Source organism: Streptomyces sp. NPDC059080, assembly GCF_042739975.1.
GTDB classification, from domain to species: domain Bacteria; phylum Actinomycetota; class Actinomycetes; order Streptomycetales; family Streptomycetaceae; genus Streptomyces; species Streptomyces benahoarensis.
In genome coordinates this window covers 244,203-263,374 of sequence record NZ_JBHYGX010000005.1, presented here as the reverse complement: position 1 = coordinate 263,374, position 19,172 = coordinate 244,203, and the positions used below count along the sequence as shown (strand labels likewise).

Genomic DNA, 19,172 nt, shown 5'->3' with positions numbered 1-19,172 from the left:
CCGCCCTTCCGCGTGTCCACGCAGGTCACCGCGGGTTTTCCCGTGCCCTCCCGCCTCCCTTGAGTCGCCCCGAAGGACGTACATCCATGGCCGCCACCCCGGAACGACCCGCAGCTGCCACGACCCGCCGCAAGGCCGGACGCCACCGCGGCGAGGGCCAGTGGGCCGCAGGGCACTTCACCCCCCTCAACGGCAACGAGCAGTTCAAGAAGGACGACGACGGTCTCAATGTGCGGACACGCATTGAGACGATCTACGCCCGGCGCGGTTTCGACTCCATCGACCCCAACGACCTGCGCGGCCGGATGCGTTGGTGGGGCCTCTACACCCAGCGCCGCCCCGGCATCGACGGCGGCAAGACCGCGGTGCTGGAGCCGGAGGAGCTGGACGACGAGTTCTTCATGCTGCGGGTACGGATCGACGGCGGGCGGCTGACCACCGATCAGCTGCGGGTCATCGGCGAGATCTCCCAGGAGTTCGCGCGCGGCACCGCCGACATCACCGACCGGCAGAACGTCCAGTTCCACTGGATCCGCATCGAGGACGTCCCGGAGATCTGGCGGCGGCTGGAGGGCGTCGGCCTGTCCACCACCGAGGCGTGCGGCGACACCCCGCGCGCCATCCTCGGCTCACCGGTCGCCGGGATCGCCGAGGACGAGATCATCGACGGCACGCCGGTCATCGAGGAGATCCACCGCCGGATCGTCGGCAACCCCGCATTCTCCAACCTCCCCCGGAAGTTCAAGACCGCGGTCTCCGGCTCCCCGCTGCTGGACGTCGCCCACGAGATCAACGACATCTCGCTGGTCGGCGTCGTCCACCCGGAGCTGGGCCCCGGCTTCGACGTCTGGGTCGGCGGCGGCCTCTCCACCAACCCCAAGCTCGGCGTGCGGCTCGGCGCCTGGGTATCCGCCGAGGAGGCGGCCGAGGTCCACGAGGGCGTCCTCTCCCTCTTCCGCGACTACGGCTACCGGCGGCTGCGCACCCGCGCCCGGCTGAAGTTCCTCGTCGCCGACTGGGGCCCGGAGAAGTTCCGCCAGGTGCTGGAGGCCGAGTATCTGGGCCGCACGCTGCACGACGGCCCGGCCCCGGCCGAGCCCGCGCAGCGCTGGCGCGACCACGTCGGCGTGCACCGCCAGAAGGACGGCCGGTTCTACGTCGGCTTCGCCCCGCGCGTCGGCCGGGTGGACGGCGCCACCCTCACCAAGATCGCCGAGGTGGCCGCCGCCCACGGCTCGGGCCGGGTCCGCACCACCGCCGAGCAGAAGATGCTCGTCCTCGACCTCACCGAGGACCGCGTCGACTCCCTCGTCGCCGGTCTGGAGGCGCTGGACCTGCGGGTGACCCCGTCGCCGTTCCGCCGCGGGACGATGGCCTGCACCGGTATCGAGTTCTGCAAACTGGCCATCGTCGAGACCAAGGGCCGCGGCGCGTCCCTCATCGACGAACTGGAGCGCCGCCTCCCGGACTTCGACGAGCCCGTCACCATCAACCTGAACGGCTGCCCGAACGCCTGCGCCCGCATCCAGGTCGCGGACATCGGTCTCAAGGGCCAGCTGATGCTGGACGAGAGCGGCGCGCAGGTCGAGGGCTACCAGGTGCACCTGGGTGGCGCGCTGGGGCTGGAGGCGGGCTTCGGCCGCAAGGTCCGCGGGCTGAAGGTCACCGCCGCCGAACTCCCCGACTACATCGAGCGGCTGCTCACCGCCTTCACCGAACAGCGCACCGAGGGCGAGCGGTTCGCCCAGTGGGTGGGCCGCGCGGAAGAGGGTGCGCTGAAGTGAGCGAACGCGCCGCGCCGTTCCACTGCCCGTACTGCGGCGATGAGGACCTGCGCCCCTCCGAGACACCCTCGGAGCGGGGCACCGGGGCCGCGTGGGAGTGCCGCGCCTGCAACCGCGCCTTCCGGCTGAAGTTCCTCGGCCTGCTGTCGCAGGGCGTCGCCGCCCCGTCCCCGTCCGACGGCTCCGCCGGAGGTGCTCCGTGACCACCGCGTCCGAACTGCCGCAGCTCGCCGAGCGCGCGGGCCGTGACCTGGAGGAGGCCGATCCGCTCGCCATCCTCCGGTGGGCCGCCGAGACCTTCGGGCCGCGTTTCTGCGTCACCTCCTCCATGGAGGACGCGGTCGTCGCCCACCTCGCCTCACGCGCCCGGCCCGGCGTGGACGTCGTCTTCCTCGACACCGGCTACCACTTCCCCGAAACCCTCGGCACCCGGGACGCGGTCGCCTCGGTCATGGACGTCCGCGTCCGCACCCTCACGCCCCGGCAGACGGTGGCCGAGCAGGACGCCGCGTACGGGCCGCGGCTGCACGACCGCGAACCGGACCTGTGCTGCGCGCTGCGGAAGGTCAAACCGCTGGAGGAGGGGCTCGCCGGGTACGACGCCTGGGCCACCGGGCTGCGCCGCGACGAGTCGCCGACCCGCGCCCACACGCCCGTCGTCGGCTGGGACGCCCGGCGGGGCAAGGTGAAGGTCTCGCCGATCGCCCGCTGGACGCAGGCGGACGTCGACGCGTACGTCGCCGAGCACGGCGTGCTCACCAACCCGCTGCTGCAGGACGGCTACGCCTCCGTCGGCTGCGCCCCGTGCACCCGCCGGGTGCGCGCGGGCGAGGACGCGCGGGCCGGGCGCTGGGCCGGCAGCAACAAGACCGAGTGCGGACTGCACGGATGACCGACCGATCAACTGCGCCCGGCGCAGCGGAAGGTGAGGAGATACCCATGACCGGCGCCACCGTGTGGCTGACGGGCCTGCCGAGCGCCGGCAAGACCACGATCGCCCACGCCCTCGCCGACCGGCTGCGCGGCGAGGGCCGCCGCGTGGAGGTCCTCGACGGCGACGAGATCCGCACCTTCCTCTCCGCCGGTCTCGGCTTCACCCGCGCCGACCGCGACACCAACGTCCAGCGCATCGGCTTCGTCGCCGCACTCCTCGCCCGCAACGGCGTCACCACGCTGGTGCCGGTCATCGCCCCGTACGCCGACTCCCGCGCGGCGGTCCGCGCACGCCACCGGGCCGAGGGCACCCCGTATCTGGAGGTGCACGTCGCCACGCCCGTCGAGGTCTGCTCCGAGCGGGACGTGAAGGGGCTCTACGCAAAGCAGGCGGCCGGGGAGATCTCCGGTCTGACCGGCGTCGACGACCCGTACGAGCAGCCCGAGGCGCCCGATCTGCGGATCGCCTCGCACACCCAGACCGTGCCGGAGTCCGCGGCCGCGCTCCACGGTCTGCTCACCGAGCGGGGCCTGGCATGAGCGCCCCCGAGCACGCCGTGGCGCCGCCCCGGGCCGGGGAGCGCGGCGAAGGACAGCCCGACGAAAGGGGCAGCATGACCACGACCACCACCGCTGCCGCCGGGAGCACCGGCGACACCGGTCCGTACGCGCTGTCGCACCTGGACGCCCTGGAGTCCGAGGCGGTCCACGTCTTCCGCGAGGTGGCGGGCGAGTTCGAGCGGCCGGTGATCCTCTTCTCCGGCGGCAAGGACTCCATCGTCATGCTGCACCTGGCGCTGAAGGCGTTCGCCCCGGCGCCGGTGCCGTTCGCCCTGCTCCACGTCGACACCGGGCACAACTTCCCCGAGGTCATCGACCACCGCGACCGGGTGGCCGCCGAGCACCGGCTGCGGCTGCACATCGCCGCCGTGCAGGACTACATCGACCGCGGTGAGCTGCGCGAACGCCCCGACGGGCTACGCAACCCGCTCCAGACCATGCCGCTGCTCGACGGCATCGCCGAGGGCCGCTTCGACGCGGTCTTCGGCGGTGGCCGCCGCGACGAGGAGAAGGCCCGCGCCAAGGAGCGCGTCTTCTCGCTGCGCGACGAGTTCGGCGGCTGGGACCCGCGCCGCCAGCGCCCCGAACTGTGGCAGCTCTACAACGGCCGCCACTCCCCCGGCGAACACGTCCGCGTCTTCCCGCTGTCCAACTGGACCGAGCTGGACGTGTGGCAGTACATCGGCCGCGAGAAGATCGAACTGCCCGCCATCTACTACGCCCACGAGCGTGAGGTCTTCTCCCGCAACGGCATGTGGCTGGCGCCCGGCGGGTGGGGCGGCCCCAAGGAGGGCGAGAGCCTTCAGACCCGGACGGTGCGCTACCGCACCGTCGGCGACATGTCCTGCACCGGGGCCGTCGACTCCGACGCCGCCACCATCGAGGCGGTCGTCGCGGAGATCGCCGCCTCCCGCCTCACCGAGCGGGGCGCGACGCGGGCCGACGACAAGATGTCCGAGGCCGCCATGGAGGACCGTAAGCGCGAGGGGTACTTCTAGCCATGAGCACTGTTGTTGAGCACGAAGCGGCCTCGCTGCTGCGGTTCGCCACTGCCGGAAGCGTCGACGACGGCAAGTCGACGCTGGTCGGACGGTTGCTGCACGACTCCAAGTCGGTCCTCGCCGATCAGCTCGAAGCCGTCGAGCGGGCGTCGCTGGGCCGCGGTCAGGACGCCCCTGACCTGGCGCTGCTGACCGACGGGCTGCGCGCGGAGCGCGAGCAGGGCATCACCATCGACGTCGCCTACCGCTACTTCGCCACCCCGCGGCGCCGGTTCATCCTGGCGGACACCCCCGGGCATGTGCAGTACACCCGCAACATGGTCACCGGCGCCTCCACCGCCGAACTGGCCGTGGTCCTCGTCGACGCCCGCAACGGCGTGGTCGAGCAGACCCGCCGGCACGCCGCCGTCGCCGCCCTGCTGCGCGTCCCGCACGTCGTCCTGGCCGTCAACAAGATGGACCTGGTCGACTACGCCGAGCCGGTCTTCGCCACCATCGCCGAGGAGTTCACCGCCTACGCGGCGTCGCTCGGCGTCCCGGAGGTCACCGCCATCCCGATCTCCGCGCTCGCCGGTGACAACGTGGTGTCCCCGTCGGCGCACATGGACTGGTACGGCGGCCCGACCGTGCTGGAGCACCTGGAGACCGTGCCCGTCGACACCGATCCGACGGACGACCCGGCCCGCTTCCCGGTGCAGTACGTCATCCGGCCGCAGACCGCCGAGCACCCCGACTACCGCGGCTACGCGGGCCAGATCGCCTCCGGTGTGCTGCGCGTCGGCGACGAGGTGAGCGTGCTGCCGTCGGGCCGTACCTCCACCGTCACCGGTCTCGACGCGCTCGGCCGGGCCGTCGACGCCGCGTGGGCGCCGCAGTCGGTGACCGTCACCCTCGCCGACGACCTCGACATCTCCCGCGGCGACCTGCTCGCCCCCGCGGCGGGCGCACCGGCCGTCACCCAGGACGTCGAGGCGACGGTCTGCCATGTCGCCGACCGCCCGCTCGCCGCCGGACAGCGGGTGCTGCTCAAGCACACCACCCGCACCGTCAAGGCGATCGTCAAGGAGATCCCGTCGCGGCTGACGCTGGACGACCTCTCCCAGCACCCGGCCCCCGGCGAACTGGCGGCGAACGACATCGGCCGGGTCCGGATCCGTACCGCCGAACCGCTGGCCCTGGACGCCTACGCCGACTCCCGGCGCACCGGCTCCTTCCTGCTGATCGACCCGTCGGACGGGACGACGCTGACCGCCGGCATGGCGGGCACCGCCTTCGCGGCGCAGGCGGCGCAGGACACCGCGGCAGACGACGAGGGCTGGGACTTCTGACCGTGCACCAGGACGTGTTCTCGACCTTCGCGAAGGAGGGCGGCCGCATCGGCAGCGGCGCCCTCGGCAGCGGCCAGGGCGGAGTCGGCCGATGTGTGAGCTGACGACGCACCACTCCGCCTGCCCGCCCACGCCCGTACGAAGACCCACCGCACCGCCGGGCGCGCCCTAGAGGGGCGCGAACCGCCCCGGCCCTACGAGAGGAACGCCTCCCGTGCCTGCCGTTCGACCCCGCCATCCGGCGGCCGCCGCCCTCGCCCTGCTGCTGCTCGGGGCGGTCAGCGCCTGCGGCTACGGCTCCGAGGCCAGGAAGGACCCGGCAGCCGAGGTCGCCGCCAAGGGCCCGAAGACCGACGGCCTCGACGCCGTCAAGATCGGCTTCTTCGGCAACGTCACCCACGCCACCCCGCTGATCGGTCTCCAGGAGGGGCTGTTCCAGAAGGAGCTGGGCGGCACGGCGGTGAAGTCCTCGGTCTTCAACGCGGGCCCCGCCGAGATCGAGGCGCTCAACTCCGGCGCCATCGACATCGGCTGGATCGGCCCCTCCCCCGCGATCAACGGCTACGCCAAGTCCCACGGCAAGAGCCTGAAGATCATCGGCGGCTCGGCCTCCGGCGGGGTCTCGCTCGTGGTCAACCCCAAGAAGGTCAGGAGCCTCGACGACCTCAAGGGCAAGACGATCGCCACCCCGCAGCTGGGCAACACCCAGGACGTGGCGCTGCTCAACTACCTGGCGGAGAAGGGCTTCACGGTCGACGCCACCACCGGCAAGGGCGATGTCACCGTGCAGCGCACCGAGAACAAGGTGACGCCGACCGCCTTCCAGCAGGGCGCCATCGACGCGGCGTGGGTGCCCGAGCCGACCGCCGCCAAGCTCGTCAACATCGGCGGCAAGACGCTGCTGGACGAGAAGGACCTGTGGAAGGACGGCAAGTTCGTCATCACGAACATGATCGTCTCGCAGAAGTTCCTGGCGGAGCACCCCAAGGCCGTCGAGGCGGTGCTGCGCGCCTCGGTGCGGACCAACGCCTGGATCCGCTCGCACCCCGCCGAGGCCGTCAAGGCGCTCAACGACAAGCTCGCCGACCCGCAGATCTCCGGCAAGGCGCTGCCCGCCGACATCATCGGCCCGGCGTTCAAGAACACCGATGTCACCGACGACCCGCTGGCCGCCACGCTTCAGCAGGAGGCGGACCACGCCGTCAAGGCCGGTCTGCTCCAGAAGCCGGACCTCAAGGGCATCTACGACCTGCGGCTGCTGAACAAGGTCCTCAAGGCCGAGGGCAAGCGGCCGGTCGACGCCGCCGGTCTCGGCAACGACTGATGTCCGCCCCGCAGCACTCCAGGAGGTGACCCCGATGACGACCACCCTCACCAAACGGCCCGCCACCACGGCGGACACGGCCCTGGCGGCCTCGTACGCCGCGCGCATCGACCACGTCTCGAAATCCTTCGGCCGCCCCGGCGCCCGCCAGCACGTGCTCGACGACATCAGCATCGACGTCGCGCCCGGCGAATTCGTCTGCCTGCTCGGCGCGTCGGGCTGCGGCAAGTCCACGCTGCTGAACCTGGTGGCCGGGCTCGACGCGCCGACGTCCGGATCCATCGAGACACCCGGCGGACGGCCCGCGCTGATGTTCCAGGAACACGCGTTGTTCCCGTGGCTGACCGCCGGCCGCAACGTGGAGCTGGCGCTGCGGCTGCGCGGGGTGCCGCGCGCGGAGCGCCGTGAGGAGGCCGAACGGCTCCTCGAACTCGTCCGCCTCAAGGGCGCGTACGGCAAGCGGGTGCACGAACTGTCCGGCGGCATGCGCCAGCGCGTCGCCATGGCCCGGGCCCTCGCCCAGGACAGCCGGCTGCTGCTCATGGACGAGCCGTTCGCCGCGCTGGACGCCATCACCCGCGATGTGCTGCACGACGAACTGACCCGCATCTGGCGGGCGTCGAACGACACCGCCTCCGGCTCCGGCGGTCTGTCGGTGCTCTTCGTCACCCACAACGTCCGCGAGGCGGTACGGCTCGCCGAGCGTGTCGTGCTGCTCTCCTCCCGCCCCGGCCGGGTGGCCCGGGAGTGGCAGGTCGGCATCGCCCAGCCGCGCCGCATCGAGGACGCCGCGGTCGCCGACCTTTCCGTCGAGATCACCGAACAGCTGCGTGGGGAGATCCGCCGCCATGGCCAGCACTGAGACCACCACCGGGCCTGCGGGGAGCACGCCCGACGACGTACCTGACGCCACGGGCACCCCGGCCGGCCCCGACTCCGCCGACACCGCGGGAGCCACGACCGCAGGAGGCGGCGGGGACCGTCCGGCGGACCGGGACGGCACCGATCTGGCGGGCCTGGAGGCCGGGCTCGACGCCCTGGATTCCACCGTCGCCGCCCGGCAACCCTGGTTGCGTACGCTCGCATCGAAGGCGCTCCCTCCCCTCATCGCCGTCGTCATCGTGCTGGTGCTGTGGCAGCTCGCCTACCACTTCGAGGTCAAGCCGCACTATCTGCTGCCGAGCCCCGTCGACGTGGCCCGCTCCCTCCAGGAGAAGTGGCTGGAGGGCACGCTGCTGGGCTATGTGTGGACCAGCCTCTCCCGGGGCGCGCTCGGTTTCCTCGCCTCGGTGGTGCTCGGCACCGCGCTCGGGCTGATCGTGGCCCGCGTCAAGGCGGTGCGGGCCGCGATCGGTCCGATCCTCAGCGGTCTGCAGTCGCTGCCGTCGGTGGCGTGGGTCCCGGCCGCGATCATCTGGTTCGGCCTGAGCGACGTCACCATCTACGCGGTGGTGCTGCTCGGCGCCGTACCGTCGATCGCCAACGGTCTGGTGGCCGGTGTCGACCAGATCTCCCCTCTCTATCTGCGGGCGGGCCGCACCATCGGCGCGACCGGTGTGGCCGGGGTGCGGCACGTGCTGCTCCCGGCCGCGCTGCCCGGCTACATCGCCGGGCTCAAGCAGGGCTGGGCGTTCTCCTGGCGCTCCCTGATGGCCGCCGAACTCATCGTCAACGCCCCCGATCTGGGCACCGGCCTCGGCCAGCTCCTGGAACAGGGCCGGGAGTTCCAGGACATGCCCTGGGTGCTCTCCGCGATCCTGCTGATCCTCATCGTCGGTATCGGTATCGAGCTGCTGGTCTTCGCGCCTCTTGAGCGGCGGGTGCTGCGCAGCCGCGGACTCCTGGTGAAGGGCTGACGCATGGATACCTCGCCCACCCTCCTCGTCGTCGCCCACGGCAGCCGCGACCCGCGGCACGCGGCGACCGTCTCCGCGCTCTGCGCGCGGGTGCGGGCCCTGCGGCCGGGGCTGTGCGTGGAGGTCGGGTACCTCGATTTCCACGCGCCCGCCGTGCCCCGAGTGCTGGAACGGCTGGCCGCGGAGGGGGTGCGGGAGGTGGTGGCGTTGCCGCTGCTGCTCACCCGCGCCTTCCACGCGAAGTCGGACATCCCAGCGGTGCTGCGGGAAGCCACCGCGCGCCTGCCGCGGCTGACCGTCCGCCGGGCCGATGTACTCGGCCCCTCCTCCCTGCTGACCGCCGCGTTGGAGCGGCGGCTGGCCGAGGCCGGGCTGCGTCCCGGCGACCGCCGCTCGACCGGGATCGTCCTGGCCGCGGCAGGCTCCAGTGACCCGGAGGCGATCGCAGTGATCGCTGAAACCGCGCGGGAGTGGCGGCACACCGCTGGTTGGTGTGCCGTGCGACCTGCGTTCGCCTCCACATCTCTGCCCCGCACGGCCGATGCCGTGCGGGCCCTGCGGGCCGAGGGTGCCGCGCGCGTCGCCGTCGCCCCGTATGTCATCGCGCCCGGCTTTCTGCCGGACCGCATCGCCCGGGGCGCCCGGGAGGCGCGGGCCGATGTGCTGGCGCCGGTGCTCGGCCCCGCCCCGGAGCTGGCCCGGCTGCTGCTGCGGCGTTACGACGCGTCGGCCACCGCCCGGGCCGGGCGGCCGGATCGGCCCGCGCTACTCGCCTGACCTGGTCGTTTCCTCCCTGCGGCGGTGGGCGCCGCCAGCGGCGTATCGGCCCGCCCCTTCTCGTAGACCGTCAGCCCCTTCGACAGGCCCAGGGGCACCAGGAGCAGTTCGACGACGAGGGCCTTCCAGGCGTAGACGAGGTTGACGGCCTTGGTGGCGTAGACGCAGGGCAGGTCGCGCAGGACGGCCACGGTCCGGAGTTTGCGGCGGCGGGCGGCGTAGAGGAGGGGTGGCGCGGTCAGGAGCAGGTCGGTCCCGGCCCACCAGCCGAGGGTGGCGGGCAGCGGCCGGTCGGCGAAGGCCGCCATCGCGAACGGGGTCGCCCACCACAGCGGGGCGGTGACGATCTCGAAGACGGCGAGCACCACCCACAGCGCGAGCAACGGTTTGTGACGGATCAGGGCGCCGAGGTGGAGCCGGACGTTCTGGCAGCAGCCCGCCATCCAGCGCCAGACCTGTTTCCGCAGGTAGGTGAGGTCTTCCGGATCGGCGGCGAGGGCCACCGCGGCGGAGACGTAGACCGCCTTGCGCCCGGCGATCTGCTGACTCCACGTGTAGCTTGAGCGATGAATGATCTCGGTTCATGGGGCGGGGAGATCCCACGGACGAGCAGCGGGCGGTGCTCTCAGGGGCCGTGGCCGTGAGGTAGGGGCGTCATGGGTTCTCAGGCGAGCCGCTTCCCCGGTCGGTCAGCAGTGCTTCGGCGGCGGCCGTCGCCACCACCTCGGCGACTGTGGACAGGGCGGGCGAGTCCAGCTTCCACTGCTGCCAGTACAGCGGGATGTCCATGGGCCGCGTCGGTGCCAGTTCCACCAGCCGGCCGGAGCGCAAGAGCGGCTGTGCCTGCGGTTCGGGCACCATGCCCCAGCCGAGGCCGAAGGCCACCGCGTCCCGGAACCCGTCGGATGTGGGCACCAGGTGGCGGATTCGCCCGGCGCCCGAACGGCCCCGGGTGAGGGACCGGACGAAGGCGTCCTGGAGTCCGTCGCGCCGGTCGAAGACCACGGTTGGGGCCTCGCCCAGGTCCCCCGACAGGGACCCCGTGAGATGGCGGGCGGCGAACTCGGGTGCGGCCACGGCCCGGTAGCGGACCAGCCCGAGCCGCCGTACCGTGCAGCCGGCCACCGGGTCGGGCGACGAGGTGACGGCCGCCATCACCTGCCCCTCGCGCAGCAGGGCGGTGGTGTGGGACTCGTCCTCCCGGTAGAGCTCGAAGCAGATCGGCGGGTCCTGCGGCACCCGGGTGAGCGCGGGCAGGAACCAGGTGGCCAGGGAGTCGGCATTGACCGCGATCGGCACCCGGACCGCGCCCTGCTCGGCCGCCAGGCCCAGTTCGGCGCGGGCGTCCCGTTCCAGCCGCGCCAGCTGGCGGGCGAACCGGACCACCACCTCGCCGGACTCGGTGGGGCGCACCGGTTTGGTGCGCATCAGCAGGACCCGGCCGGTGCGCTGCTCCAGAGCCTTGACGCGCTGGCTGACGGCGGAGGGGGTCACGTGCAGGGCGGCGGCCGCGGCGTCGAAGGTGCCCTCGTCGACCACCGCGAGCAGCGTCCGGACCTGGTCCAGGGGAAGCTCATCCATAAGCAGAGCTAAGGGTACATAAGAATCTTTAGCTGTACTCATCCATACGTCGTCCTTACGGTCGAAGCCATGACCAGCAGCCTCCTCGCCGCCGTACTCGCCGGATTCGGAACCGGACTCTCCCTCATCGTGGCCATCGGCGCCCAGAACGCGTTCGTCCTGCGCCAGGGCGCCCGCCGTCACGCCGTCCTCGCGGTGGTCGCGATCTGCGCCGTATCGGACGCGGTACTGATCGCGCTCGGCGTGGCGGGGGTGGGTGCGGTGGTCACGGCGTGGCCGGCAGCGCTGACCGCGGTGGGCCTGGCGGGCGGGGCATTCCTGCTCAGCTACGGCTTCCTCGCGGCCCGGCGCGTACTGCGCCCTGACCTGGCCGCTGCCCTGACCACAGGCGGACCGGATGCCGGCTCGGCCCGCCGGGTGGTCCTGACCTGCCTGGCCATGACGTGGCTGAACCCGCACGTATACCTGGACACCGTGCTGCTGCTGGGCTCGCTCGCCTCCGACCGCGGCGACCTGCGCTGGGCCTTCGGCGTGGGCGCGGCCCTGGCCAGCCTGAGCTGGTTCTTCGCACTGGGCTTCGGCGCCCGGTTGCTGAGCGGCTTCCTCTCCCGGCCGACGGCCTGGCGAGTGCTGGACGGGCTGGTCGCGGCGACCATGCTGGCAATGGGCGGAATGCTGGTCGCCGGCTCCTAGCTAGTGCTGTGACCGGGATGGTTCACCGTGGTCGGGAGACGGCTCATGGGACGAGCGCGGTCCGCGCGGCGACTGGTATTACTGGTGCATGCAGGAAGAGACCGCGCGGTCCGCGATCGACACATTCATCTCCGCGTTCAACGCCTCGGACGACAGCTATGTGGCTGCGCTGCTCTCCCAGGCCCTCACCTCGGACGTGGTCTTCTGGGGACCGTTGGGCCGCAGTGAGGGGATCGAGGCGGTCGAGCGGTTCGTGCTGGACATCCGGCGCCACCCCGCGGGGACCGGCACGATGGTGCGCTGTTCGGCGGTGGACATGCCGGGCGAGTGGGCCCGGTACCAGTGGGTCTTCACGACTCCGGATGGAGGCCCCCGCCTGGCGGGAACGGACGTCGTCCATCTGCGGCGGAGCCTCATTGACCAGGTCATCGTCTTCGCGGGGGAGATCGAGCCGTCCGCCTCTTGAGTCATTCTCTCTGGCGCCGTCCTTCTCCTGAAGCGGCCCCGTTCGGGGCTCCGGGTCTGCCCAGCCGAGATCATCTTCACAACGCTTCGGTCGTCCGCGCTTGGCCACGAGCGGACCGATGATGCGCTGTGGCTGTGTAAGTTCGCGGTGGGTCAGGCTGCGGTGTTGAGGGGGCGTCCGCCCCAACGGATGCCCTTCTCGCTTCGGATGCGGGCGCGTTCCTTGCGTTCGGCGGCCAGGACGTCGCGGTGGCGGGCGTTGGCGTTGCGCCAGCGTAGAGAGGCGTGCAGGGCTCGTGTCTGCACGGGGTGGTTGGGGTGGTTGGAGTTGGCGATGGTGAACTGCCTCAGCGGTCCGAAGTGGGCCTCGATGGGGTTGGCCCAAGAGGCGTAGGTCGGGGTGAAGCACAGCTCGACCTTGTGCTTTGTAGCCCAGCGGCGGATGTCGGTGCCTTTGTGGGCGGACAGGTTGTCCAGGATCACGTAGATGGGGGCGCCGCCGGACCGGGCGGCGCGGATCGACTTGAGCGCGGCCAGCGTGTTCGCGGCACCTTTCTTGCGGCGGTTGACGCCCCACAACATGTCGTCGCCGACCGAGTAGCAGCCGTGGAAGTACCGGACTCCATGGGTGCGGTGGCAGGTGGCTGGCACCCGGTCGGAGTGTTTTCGTTCGGCCCAGCCCGAGCCTGCGGTGGGCCGGATCCCGAGTGGGCCGAACTCGTCGAACGCGAAGACCCGGTCGGGGAAACGGTCCAGGACGTGCTCGATCCGGTCCAGCTTCGCCTCGCGGTCGGGGTCGGTGGATTCCTTCCAGGTCCTGGTGCGCTGGAAGGTGACTCCACGGCGGGCGAGCAGGCCGCGTAACGCCTCGCGGCCGATACGGATCACTCGGCCGTGGACTGTGCGCAGGTAGGCGACGAGTTTGCGTAGCGACCAGCGAGTGAAAGGCTGGCCGAGCTTGGTGGGGCGGGTGGTGGCCGTCTGGACGACGAAGTCCTCGTCGTCATCGCTGAGCAGGCGGGGACGGCCTCCCGCCCACCGAGGGTCCAGGCAGGCCAGGCCGATCTCGTTGAACCGGTGGATCACATCGCGCACGGTGTCCTCGTCGGCCGCCACCAGCTGGGCGATCACCGGCACCCGATTCCCGCCGGCCGAGGCCAGCAGCATCATCGCGCGCCGATAGCGCACCGAGTTGGTGCTGCCCCGGCGCAAGATCTGCTGCAGCCGCCGCCCCTCCTGGTCGGTCAGTCTGCGCACACGGACAGGCTCGGCCACCGCGCCTCCAACGGTCGGATCGGACGTCACCGCACATCCAACCGCCACGACGACCAACCCGGCGAACCTATGCGGTCACAGCACGCCGTGAGTCAGGCTGCTGCTCGGGCCCGCTCCAGCAACTCCGGCACACCTCGCACGGTCGCTTGCACAGCGAACCGCGGGAGGAGGTCCTGGACCCTCGACCGGGTCCACGACTGCCCGCAGACCTGGTCGCAGGGACTCTGCATCTGTCACCCCGACGTCCTGGACGTTCGGTACGCCCCACGAAGCGACCGCGCCCGCATCGCGGCGCGGAAAGGCATCCGCTGGGCCGAACGCCCCGATACCCGGACCTCACCGTGGCGAGGGGCCAGGGTCATGCTGCGACTACAGTGGGCGGGGCCCCTGCCCCGAGCGGGCAAGCCAGCGGCCGACGTGGCGTGCCACCTCAATCGGGCGGCCGAAGCAGGCCGTCAGCCGCTCGCTCGTGAGCACGTCGATGACCGATCCCGTCGCCTGCACCCGGCCCTCCTCCCGCAGCAGCAGCGCATGCCCGATCCCCGGGGCGGGCTCCTCCAGGTGGTGGGTGACCGTGACTGTCGCCAGGTGAGGCCGACCGGTGGCCAGCCGGTGCATGGCGTCGATCAGGTCCTCGCGCGAGGGGAGGTCGAGAGCGTTGAACGGCTCGTCGAGCAGGAGCAGCGACGGATCCGGCATCAAGGCGCGAGCGATGAGGACCCGGGCCCGCTGGCCTCCCGAGCACACGCGGTACGGCCGGTCCGCGAGCTCCTTGCAGTCGAGTTCGGCCAGCAGTTCGTGCGCCCGCTCGCGGGCCTGTGCGTCGTACTCGCCCCACAGCGGCTGGACGGTCCCGGTCGCGCCGGTGAGGACGATGGTGTGGGCGGTGGCGTCCTGCGGCACCTTCTGGGCGCTGGACACCAGGCCGATGTGCGCACGCAGTTCGCGCATGTCCACACGGCCGTGGCCGTGGCCGAGGACGTCCACTGTTCCGGACGTGGGGTGCGTGGTCGCGCCGATCAGGCGCAGTACGGTTGTTTTCCCGGCACCGTTGGCACCCAGGAGGGCCCAGTGCTCTCCGGAGCGCACGGCCCAGTCGATACCGTCCAGGATCACCTGCCCCGTGGTGGAGCGTCGGACGCTCGCCCCCGCGAGGGCCGCAACGATCTGCCCGGCGGTGCTCGCCCCGGCTCCTCCCTCCCCTGCTGGGCCACCCCTTCCGGGTCGTGGCGTCACGGCAGATCCTTCCTCCGGGGGGGGTGCGCTGGTCGCCTGCGGGCTCTGGCGATCCGGGGAGGTCCGGCACGCTCACCGGTGGTGCCCCATGGGTGGCCTCGGTGTCCTGGGGCGGGGCTTGCGGCGGCGGAAATTTTCCTCACTCGGACCGCATCATGGACCATTGGCCCTTATCATGGCCCACGGGCTTTCTGAGATTACAAGCCCGCAAATGCGATGGTCAAGGAGTGGGTCGTGTCGATGCAGAGCGTGAAGAACGCCCTTAGGGTCCTCGAGGCGGTGGCCGAGCACCAGCCGGCTGGACTGAGTGACCTCACGCAGCGGCTGGGGCTGCCCAAGACCACCGTCCAGCGGTGTCTGACCACGTTGCACGAGGCAGAGTGGATCAAGCCTGCCGGTCAGGAGCAGAGGCGCTGGGCCATCACGGGCCGGGCGTTCTCCGTCGGCAGCCAGGCCGCCAACGACCAGGACCTGCGGTCGGTGGCGCTGCCTCTCCTCGGCGAACTGCAGGTAGCGACGAGCGAGACCGTGCACCTCATGGTGCCCGACGGCAACACGGTCGTGCTGGTCGAACGACTCGACAGCTCCCACCAGCTGCGTACGTTCTACTCACTCGGCACCCGCATGCCACTGCACACATGCTCCAACGGAAAGGCGGTACTTGCCGCGCTCCCGGCCGAGGACGTCGCAGAGTACCTCGCCTCGAATCTGGTCAAGGTCACCGATCAGACGGTCACCGACCCCGACCTCCTGTCCGCCCAGCTGGGGATGATCCGGAAGATCGGCTACGCGGTGAACGAGGAGGAGCAGCAAGAAGGCATCGTCTCGATCGGCGCTGCGATCTGCCCGCCCGGCTCGGGTCCGGTCGCTTCGCTCTCGGTCTCCGCACCCAACATCCGCATGCCCCGCAAGCGCTACGCCGAGGTCGGGAACCTGGTGTGCGAGACCGCCCGGCGCATAGCCCGCCAACTCCCCTCCTCCAATGGCGTCCACTGACGCGGACCCAGTCGCGCGGCGACCGGCCCCGGAGACACGACGGCTGCCAACAGGGTCCGGTAGACATGGTCCAGAAGCCGCGCGCGAAGGGGTACCACCCAGTAACGGCCCGTCCCTTCCCCCTGGGAGGGACAGGCCATTGCTGCGCTCAGGGAGGGGTCAGCATCACTTGGCCGACCCGATCTGCGGCGAGTGGAGCCGGTGATCGTCCAGCCGGTGTTGCGGTTGAGCGGATGGGAGTGGCCGTGGCGCTGGAATCCGGTGGAGAAGCAGACCTCGCAGTAGCGTGTGCCGTTCGGAAGATCGCCATTGCCGTATGTGTCGAGTGTGGGGCTCGACCCCGTTCGCAACTACCAGCCTTGGTTCCCACTCGTCGCATGCTCGCAACAACCTGAGCTGGACTGAACGTCATGGCGAGCGTTGAGCCGGGTGAGCCCGCACAGGGTCCCCACGGTGGCGTCCTTGGTGGGGTTGGCTTCGTTCACCTTCACCAGCAGCGAGTGTCCAGTTGTATGGGCGGCCCAGGGCCTCACCGCTCGTGGCCGAGGGCCCGCGCGAGGTCCCGGACCAGGTCGTACGCGGCGTCCGGGATGACCGTGCCGGGCGGGAAGACCGCCGCGGCGCCCATGTCCCGCAGCGTCTGCACGTCCTGCGGGGGGATCACCCCGCCCACCACGACGGTGATGTCCTCCCGGCCCTCGGCCGCCAGCGCCTCGCGCAGTGCGGGCACCAGCGTCAGATGACCGGCTGCCAGCGACGAGACGCCGACGATGTGCACATCGGCCTCCACCGCCTGCCGCGCCACCTCGGCCGGGGTCTGGAACAGCGGGCCGACGTCGACGTCGAAACCCAGGTCGGCGAAGGCCGTGGCGATCACCTTCTGGCCGCGGTCGTGGCCGTCCTGGCCCATCTTGGCCACCAGGATGCGCGGCCGGCGGCCCTCGGCGCGCTCGAACTCGGCCACCAGATCCCGGGTGCGGCCGACACCGGAGGAGGGGCCCGCTTCATCTCGGTACACACCGGAGATCGTACGGATCTGCCCGGAGTGACGGCCGTAGACCTCCTCCAGATCTGCGAGCACGGCCTCGTTCGTGTGCTCCGGCTCCGGCCTGGCATGGCGCTGGCGCACGTCCCAGCCGTCGGCCCCGCTGCCCTCGGGCCTCCCGCCGCGGACATAGGGCGCGAAGCCCGGATATCCGGTGTCCAGGGCGGTGTCCCGCGGCCTGTACAGAGGGCGGACTATGAGCCCGTCCTCAAGCGTGATGGACAGCGCTTCCTCAGCCGCTGCACCCGAAACGTCCTTGCCCGACTTGCGCAGTACGCCTTCCACCATGCGCAGCCAATGCTCATGGCTCACACCCGGGGGCAGTCCGGACTCTCCCGATCGCAGAGACGGTGTCATGTCATGTGTCTTTCGTTCGTCCTGCCGGCAACCGCGGCTCGACAGGGGATCCGGGGTTCTGGATGGCGCCTTGCGCGCGCCGGCGGAGCAGCGCTCCGTCCGCCTGCGCCGCAGTGCCGACGTCAGCCCTCTTGCTCCCGCAGCCATGCGCGAACGGTGCTGTTGTGCTCTCCCAGCCGTGGTGGTGCGGCGTGTCGGAGGCGGCCGCCGTCGTCGAAGCGGACGGCGGGCCCGGGGAGTTCGATGGTGCCGAGCGACGCGTGGTCCACCTCGATCACGAGTCCCTGCGACCGGGTCTGCGGGCAGTCGTAGACCTGGTCGAGGGTCCGGACCTCCCCGGCGGGGATCCCCGCGGAGTCCAGCCGGGCCAGCCAGTGCGCGGCCGGCCGCTGCAGCAACGTCTTCTCTATGTCCCCGACGAGGTCGTCGCGGTGGGCCACACGCTCGGCGTTGCTGGCATACCGAGGGTCTGCTGTGTCCAGCCCGACGATTTCGGCGAACGTGGCCCACTGAGCCTCGTTCGCGACCGCCACCTGGATCGCTCCGCCTTCGCAGCGGAACAGTCCGTAGGGGGCTATGGCCACGTGGTGGTTGCCGGTCGGCCGGCCCACCTCGCCGGCCACCGTGTACCGGGTGCCCTGGAAGGCGTGCACCCCCACGATCGAGGCGAGCAGGGAGGTGCGCACGACCTTGCCGCGCCCGGTGCGCTCACGCTCGTACAGGGCCGAGAGCACGCCGTACGCGCCGTTCATCCCGGCCAGCACGTCGGCGATCGGCACCCCGAGTCGGGTCGGGCTGTCCGCGTCGGGGCCGGTCAGGCTCATCAGCCCGGCCTCGCCCTGAGCGATCTGGTCGTAGCCGGGCCGTCCGCCCTGGGGGCCGTCGTGGCCGAAGCCGCTGATCGAGAGGATCACCAGTCGGGGGTTGATCTCATGGAGCCGTTCGATGGTGAAGCCGAGTCGCTCCATGACCCCGGGCCTGAAGTTCTCGACGAGGACGTCGCCGTGCCGTACCAGCTGGGTCAGCAGGTCCATGCCGTCCGGCGACTTCAGATTGACGGTGACAGATTCCTTATTGCGGTTGCAGGACAGGAAGTACGTCGACTCCGGCGAGACTTCCGGGCCCACGAACGGCGGGCCCCATCCCCGGGACTCGTCGCCCCGTCCCGGCGCCTCGACCTTGATGACCCGTGCGCCCATGTCGCCGAGCATCATCGTCGCCTGGGGCCCGGCCAGGGCGCGTGAGAGATCGACGACGACGATGTTCTCCAGCGGGCCTGCGGTGCTCTGTGCCATGCGTCAGCGCCCCAAGTCGACGGAGACGGGGGTGCGCTGCGGGTACCTGTCCAGCCTCCCCTGGAACGGGAAACCCCCGCCGATCACGATGCCCGGGAGGATTTGCGTGGCGGTGGGAGCAGCCGACGGAGCGACAGGGGACGCGGTGGCCTGGCCGACCGCGAAGGTGCCGCGGACCGGTCGCTCGCCCAGGGCGCTCGACACCGGTTCGGCGCCATCCGGAGGTGAGCAGGTGCGATCGGACATGCTGAATTCTCCTTGTGTCGTGCAGAGGTTGAGCCTCGGTGACGCGGTGAATGAGCGTGGGGAAGGTGATCAGCCCGGCCGGTGAATCAGCCCGGGTCCGGGGAGACGAAGGCGAGCACTACGAGGAGCGGTACGACGGCCACGATCAAGCCGTCGTATGCCTGCGGCCGGCGGGCGAAACACATCCCGGCCGACACCTGGTGATTCCGGTCAACGGTGCTTTCGTCATCGACACCTCGGAGCGGTCCACTCTGCGGTCCACTGATCCGTAGAGTGGTCCGGAGGTTATAGGCGCGCAGCGCAGCAGGTCAAGGGGGTGCGTTGTGGCGCGACGGGAGAGCGCGAAGAGCGCCTCTGCAGCCTTGAGGCCGCGGCAGAGCGCCACTCGGCCAAGGCGTCAAGCAGTCAAAGACGCGGAC

20 protein-coding genes are annotated in these 19,172 nt (G+C 71.2%); 13 read left to right on the top strand and 7 right to left on the bottom strand.

Going from position 1 to position 19,172, the window contains the following annotated elements; all coding sequences use genetic code 11:
* Nucleotides 1–86: 86 nt before the first annotated feature.
* The 10 genes from ACFWWQ_RS06190 to ACFWWQ_RS06145 all read left to right on the top strand — a co-directional run bounded on the left by ACFWWQ_RS06190 (nt 87) and on the right by ACFWWQ_RS06145 (nt 9,564).
* Nucleotides 87–1,784: a nitrite/sulfite reductase gene (locus ACFWWQ_RS06190; protein ID WP_384590890.1), complete on the top strand. Its 1,698-nt coding sequence runs from the start codon at nt 87–89 to the stop codon at nt 1,782–1,784.
* Entirely contained in the window at nt 1,781–1,987 is a 207-nt protein-coding gene (locus ACFWWQ_RS06185) for a hypothetical protein (protein ID WP_384590887.1), read from the top strand. The genes ACFWWQ_RS06190 and ACFWWQ_RS06185 overlap by 4 nt, the downstream gene beginning before the upstream one ends.
* Complete coding sequence (locus tag ACFWWQ_RS06180; RefSeq protein ID WP_384590884.1) at nt 1,984–2,676, top strand: phosphoadenylyl-sulfate reductase; 693 nt, start codon at nt 1,984–1,986, stop codon at nt 2,674–2,676. The genes ACFWWQ_RS06185 and ACFWWQ_RS06180 overlap by 4 nt, the downstream gene beginning before the upstream one ends.
* A 47-nt stretch (nt 2,677–2,723) precedes the next feature.
* Nucleotides 2,724–3,257 carry an adenylyl-sulfate kinase gene (gene cysC / locus ACFWWQ_RS06175; protein WP_384590881.1) on the top strand — a complete coding sequence of 178 codons (534 nt, stop codon included), beginning with the start codon at nt 2,724–2,726 and terminating at the stop codon, nt 3,255–3,257.
* Nucleotides 3,258–3,331: 74 nt separating this feature from the next.
* The gene (gene cysD, locus ACFWWQ_RS06170; protein ID WP_384590878.1) at nt 3,332–4,276 is read left to right on the top strand and encodes a sulfate adenylyltransferase subunit CysD; all 945 of its coding nucleotides are present in this window, start codon (nt 3,332–3,334) and stop codon (nt 4,274–4,276) included.
* 2 nt (nt 4,277–4,278) lie between these two features.
* Nucleotides 4,279–5,607 (top strand): sulfate adenylyltransferase subunit 1, encoded by a 1,329-nt coding sequence (locus ACFWWQ_RS06165; protein WP_384590875.1) that lies wholly within the window; start codon nt 4,279–4,281, stop codon nt 5,605–5,607.
* A 214-nt stretch (nt 5,608–5,821) separates the two neighbouring features.
* Nucleotides 5,822–6,931, top strand: coding sequence for an aliphatic sulfonate ABC transporter substrate-binding protein (locus tag ACFWWQ_RS06160; RefSeq protein WP_384590873.1), 1,110 nt, complete (start codon nt 5,822–5,824; stop codon nt 6,929–6,931).
* A 34-nt stretch (nt 6,932–6,965) separates the two neighbouring features.
* Nucleotides 6,966–7,793, top strand: coding sequence for an ABC transporter ATP-binding protein (locus ACFWWQ_RS06155; RefSeq protein ID WP_384590870.1), 828 nt, complete (start codon nt 6,966–6,968; stop codon nt 7,791–7,793).
* Nucleotides 7,780–8,787 carry an ABC transporter permease gene (locus ACFWWQ_RS06150; protein WP_384590867.1) on the top strand — a complete coding sequence of 336 codons (1,008 nt, stop codon included), beginning with the start codon at nt 7,780–7,782 and terminating at the stop codon, nt 8,785–8,787. The genes ACFWWQ_RS06155 and ACFWWQ_RS06150 overlap by 14 nt, the downstream gene beginning before the upstream one ends.
* Nucleotides 8,788–8,790: 3 nt before the next feature.
* Nucleotides 8,791–9,564, top strand: a complete 774-nt coding sequence (locus ACFWWQ_RS06145; protein ID WP_384590864.1) for a sirohydrochlorin chelatase — start codon at nt 8,791–8,793, stop codon at nt 9,562–9,564.
* Here ACFWWQ_RS06145 and ACFWWQ_RS06140 read toward each other — a convergent pair.
* Nucleotides 9,504–10,067: a hypothetical protein gene (locus ACFWWQ_RS06140; protein ID WP_384590861.1), complete on the bottom strand. Its 564-nt coding sequence runs from the start codon at nt 10,065–10,067 to the stop codon at nt 9,504–9,506. The two genes, ACFWWQ_RS06145 and ACFWWQ_RS06140, sit on opposite strands and share 61 nt — an antisense overlap.
* Nucleotides 10,068–10,218: 151 nt before the next feature.
* Nucleotides 10,219–11,145 (bottom strand): LysR family transcriptional regulator ArgP, encoded by a 927-nt coding sequence (locus ACFWWQ_RS06135; protein WP_384590858.1) that lies wholly within the window; start codon nt 11,143–11,145, stop codon nt 10,219–10,221.
* A 69-nt stretch (nt 11,146–11,214) separates the two neighbouring features.
* On the opposite strand from ACFWWQ_RS06135, the gene ACFWWQ_RS06130 reads away from it, so the two are divergent.
* Together ACFWWQ_RS06130 and ACFWWQ_RS06125 are read left to right on the top strand one after the other, a co-directional pair.
* Complete coding sequence (locus tag ACFWWQ_RS06130; RefSeq protein WP_384590855.1) at nt 11,215–11,838, top strand: LysE/ArgO family amino acid transporter; 624 nt, start codon at nt 11,215–11,217, stop codon at nt 11,836–11,838.
* A gap of 88 nt (nt 11,839–11,926) precedes the next feature.
* The gene (locus ACFWWQ_RS06125; protein WP_384590852.1) at nt 11,927–12,304 is read left to right on the top strand and encodes a nuclear transport factor 2 family protein; all 378 of its coding nucleotides are present in this window, start codon (nt 11,927–11,929) and stop codon (nt 12,302–12,304) included.
* Between the two features lie 152 nt (nt 12,305–12,456).
* On the opposite strand, the gene ACFWWQ_RS06120 is transcribed toward ACFWWQ_RS06125, so the two are convergent.
* The gene (locus ACFWWQ_RS06120; protein WP_384590849.1) at nt 12,457–13,578 is read right to left on the bottom strand and encodes an IS630 family transposase; all 1,122 of its coding nucleotides are present in this window, start codon (nt 13,576–13,578) and stop codon (nt 12,457–12,459) included.
* A 369-nt stretch (nt 13,579–13,947) separates the two neighbouring features.
* Complete coding sequence (locus ACFWWQ_RS06115; RefSeq protein ID WP_384590979.1) at nt 13,948–14,745, bottom strand: ABC transporter ATP-binding protein; 798 nt, start codon at nt 14,743–14,745, stop codon at nt 13,948–13,950.
* A 309-nt stretch (nt 14,746–15,054) separates the two neighbouring features.
* On the opposite strand from ACFWWQ_RS06115, the gene ACFWWQ_RS06110 reads away from it, so the two are divergent.
* Nucleotides 15,055–15,810: an IclR family transcriptional regulator gene (locus ACFWWQ_RS06110; RefSeq protein WP_143942369.1), complete on the top strand. Its 756-nt coding sequence runs from the start codon at nt 15,055–15,057 to the stop codon at nt 15,808–15,810.
* Nucleotides 15,811–16,339: 529 nt separating this feature from the next.
* Here the strand turns inward: ACFWWQ_RS06110 and ACFWWQ_RS06105 are convergent.
* The 3 genes from ACFWWQ_RS06105 to ACFWWQ_RS06095 form a co-directional block, all read right to left on the bottom strand.
* Complete coding sequence (locus ACFWWQ_RS06105; protein WP_384590975.1) at nt 16,340–17,143, bottom strand: methylmalonyl-CoA mutase family protein; 804 nt, start codon at nt 17,141–17,143, stop codon at nt 16,340–16,342.
* A 191-nt stretch (nt 17,144–17,334) separates the two neighbouring features.
* Nucleotides 17,335–18,507 (bottom strand): CaiB/BaiF CoA transferase family protein, encoded by a 1,173-nt coding sequence (locus ACFWWQ_RS06100; RefSeq protein WP_384590846.1) that lies wholly within the window; start codon nt 18,505–18,507, stop codon nt 17,335–17,337.
* A gap of 3 nt (nt 18,508–18,510) precedes the next feature.
* Nucleotides 18,511–18,753, bottom strand: coding sequence for a hypothetical protein (locus ACFWWQ_RS06095; RefSeq protein WP_384590843.1), 243 nt, complete (start codon nt 18,751–18,753; stop codon nt 18,511–18,513).
* Nucleotides 18,754–19,172: the final 419 nt, after the last annotated feature.

Coding starts and splice junctions, on each gene's coding strand:
- ACFWWQ_RS06165 (WP_384590875.1), top strand. CDS start 4,279: ATGAGCACTGTTGTTGAGCACGAAGCGGCCTCGCTGCTGCGGTTCGCC.
- ACFWWQ_RS06190 (WP_384590890.1), top strand. CDS start 87: ATGGCCGCCACCCCGGAACGACCCGCAGCTGCCACGACCCGCCGCAAG.
- ACFWWQ_RS06150 (WP_384590867.1), top strand. CDS start 7,780: ATGGCCAGCACTGAGACCACCACCGGGCCTGCGGGGAGCACGCCCGAC.
- ACFWWQ_RS06095 (WP_384590843.1), bottom strand. CDS start 18,753: ATGTCCGATCGCACCTGCTCACCTCCGGATGGCGCCGAACCGGTGTCG.
- cysC (WP_384590881.1), top strand. CDS start 2,724: ATGACCGGCGCCACCGTGTGGCTGACGGGCCTGCCGAGCGCCGGCAAG.
- ACFWWQ_RS06100 (WP_384590846.1), bottom strand. CDS start 18,507: ATGGCACAGAGCACCGCAGGCCCGCTGGAGAACATCGTCGTCGTCGAT.
- ACFWWQ_RS06125 (WP_384590852.1), top strand. CDS start 11,927: ATGCAGGAAGAGACCGCGCGGTCCGCGATCGACACATTCATCTCCGCG.
- ACFWWQ_RS06105 (WP_384590975.1), bottom strand. CDS start 17,143: ATGGTGGAAGGCGTACTGCGCAAGTCGGGCAAGGACGTTTCGGGTGCA.
- ACFWWQ_RS06135 (WP_384590858.1), bottom strand. CDS start 11,145: ATGGATGAGCTTCCCCTGGACCAGGTCCGGACGCTGCTCGCGGTGGTC.
- cysD (WP_384590878.1), top strand. CDS start 3,332: ATGACCACGACCACCACCGCTGCCGCCGGGAGCACCGGCGACACCGGT.
- ACFWWQ_RS06110 (WP_143942369.1), top strand. CDS start 15,055: ATGCAGAGCGTGAAGAACGCCCTTAGGGTCCTCGAGGCGGTGGCCGAG.
- ACFWWQ_RS06155 (WP_384590870.1), top strand. CDS start 6,966: ATGACGACCACCCTCACCAAACGGCCCGCCACCACGGCGGACACGGCC.
- ACFWWQ_RS06145 (WP_384590864.1), top strand. CDS start 8,791: ATGGATACCTCGCCCACCCTCCTCGTCGTCGCCCACGGCAGCCGCGAC.
- ACFWWQ_RS06130 (WP_384590855.1), top strand. CDS start 11,215: ATGACCAGCAGCCTCCTCGCCGCCGTACTCGCCGGATTCGGAACCGGA.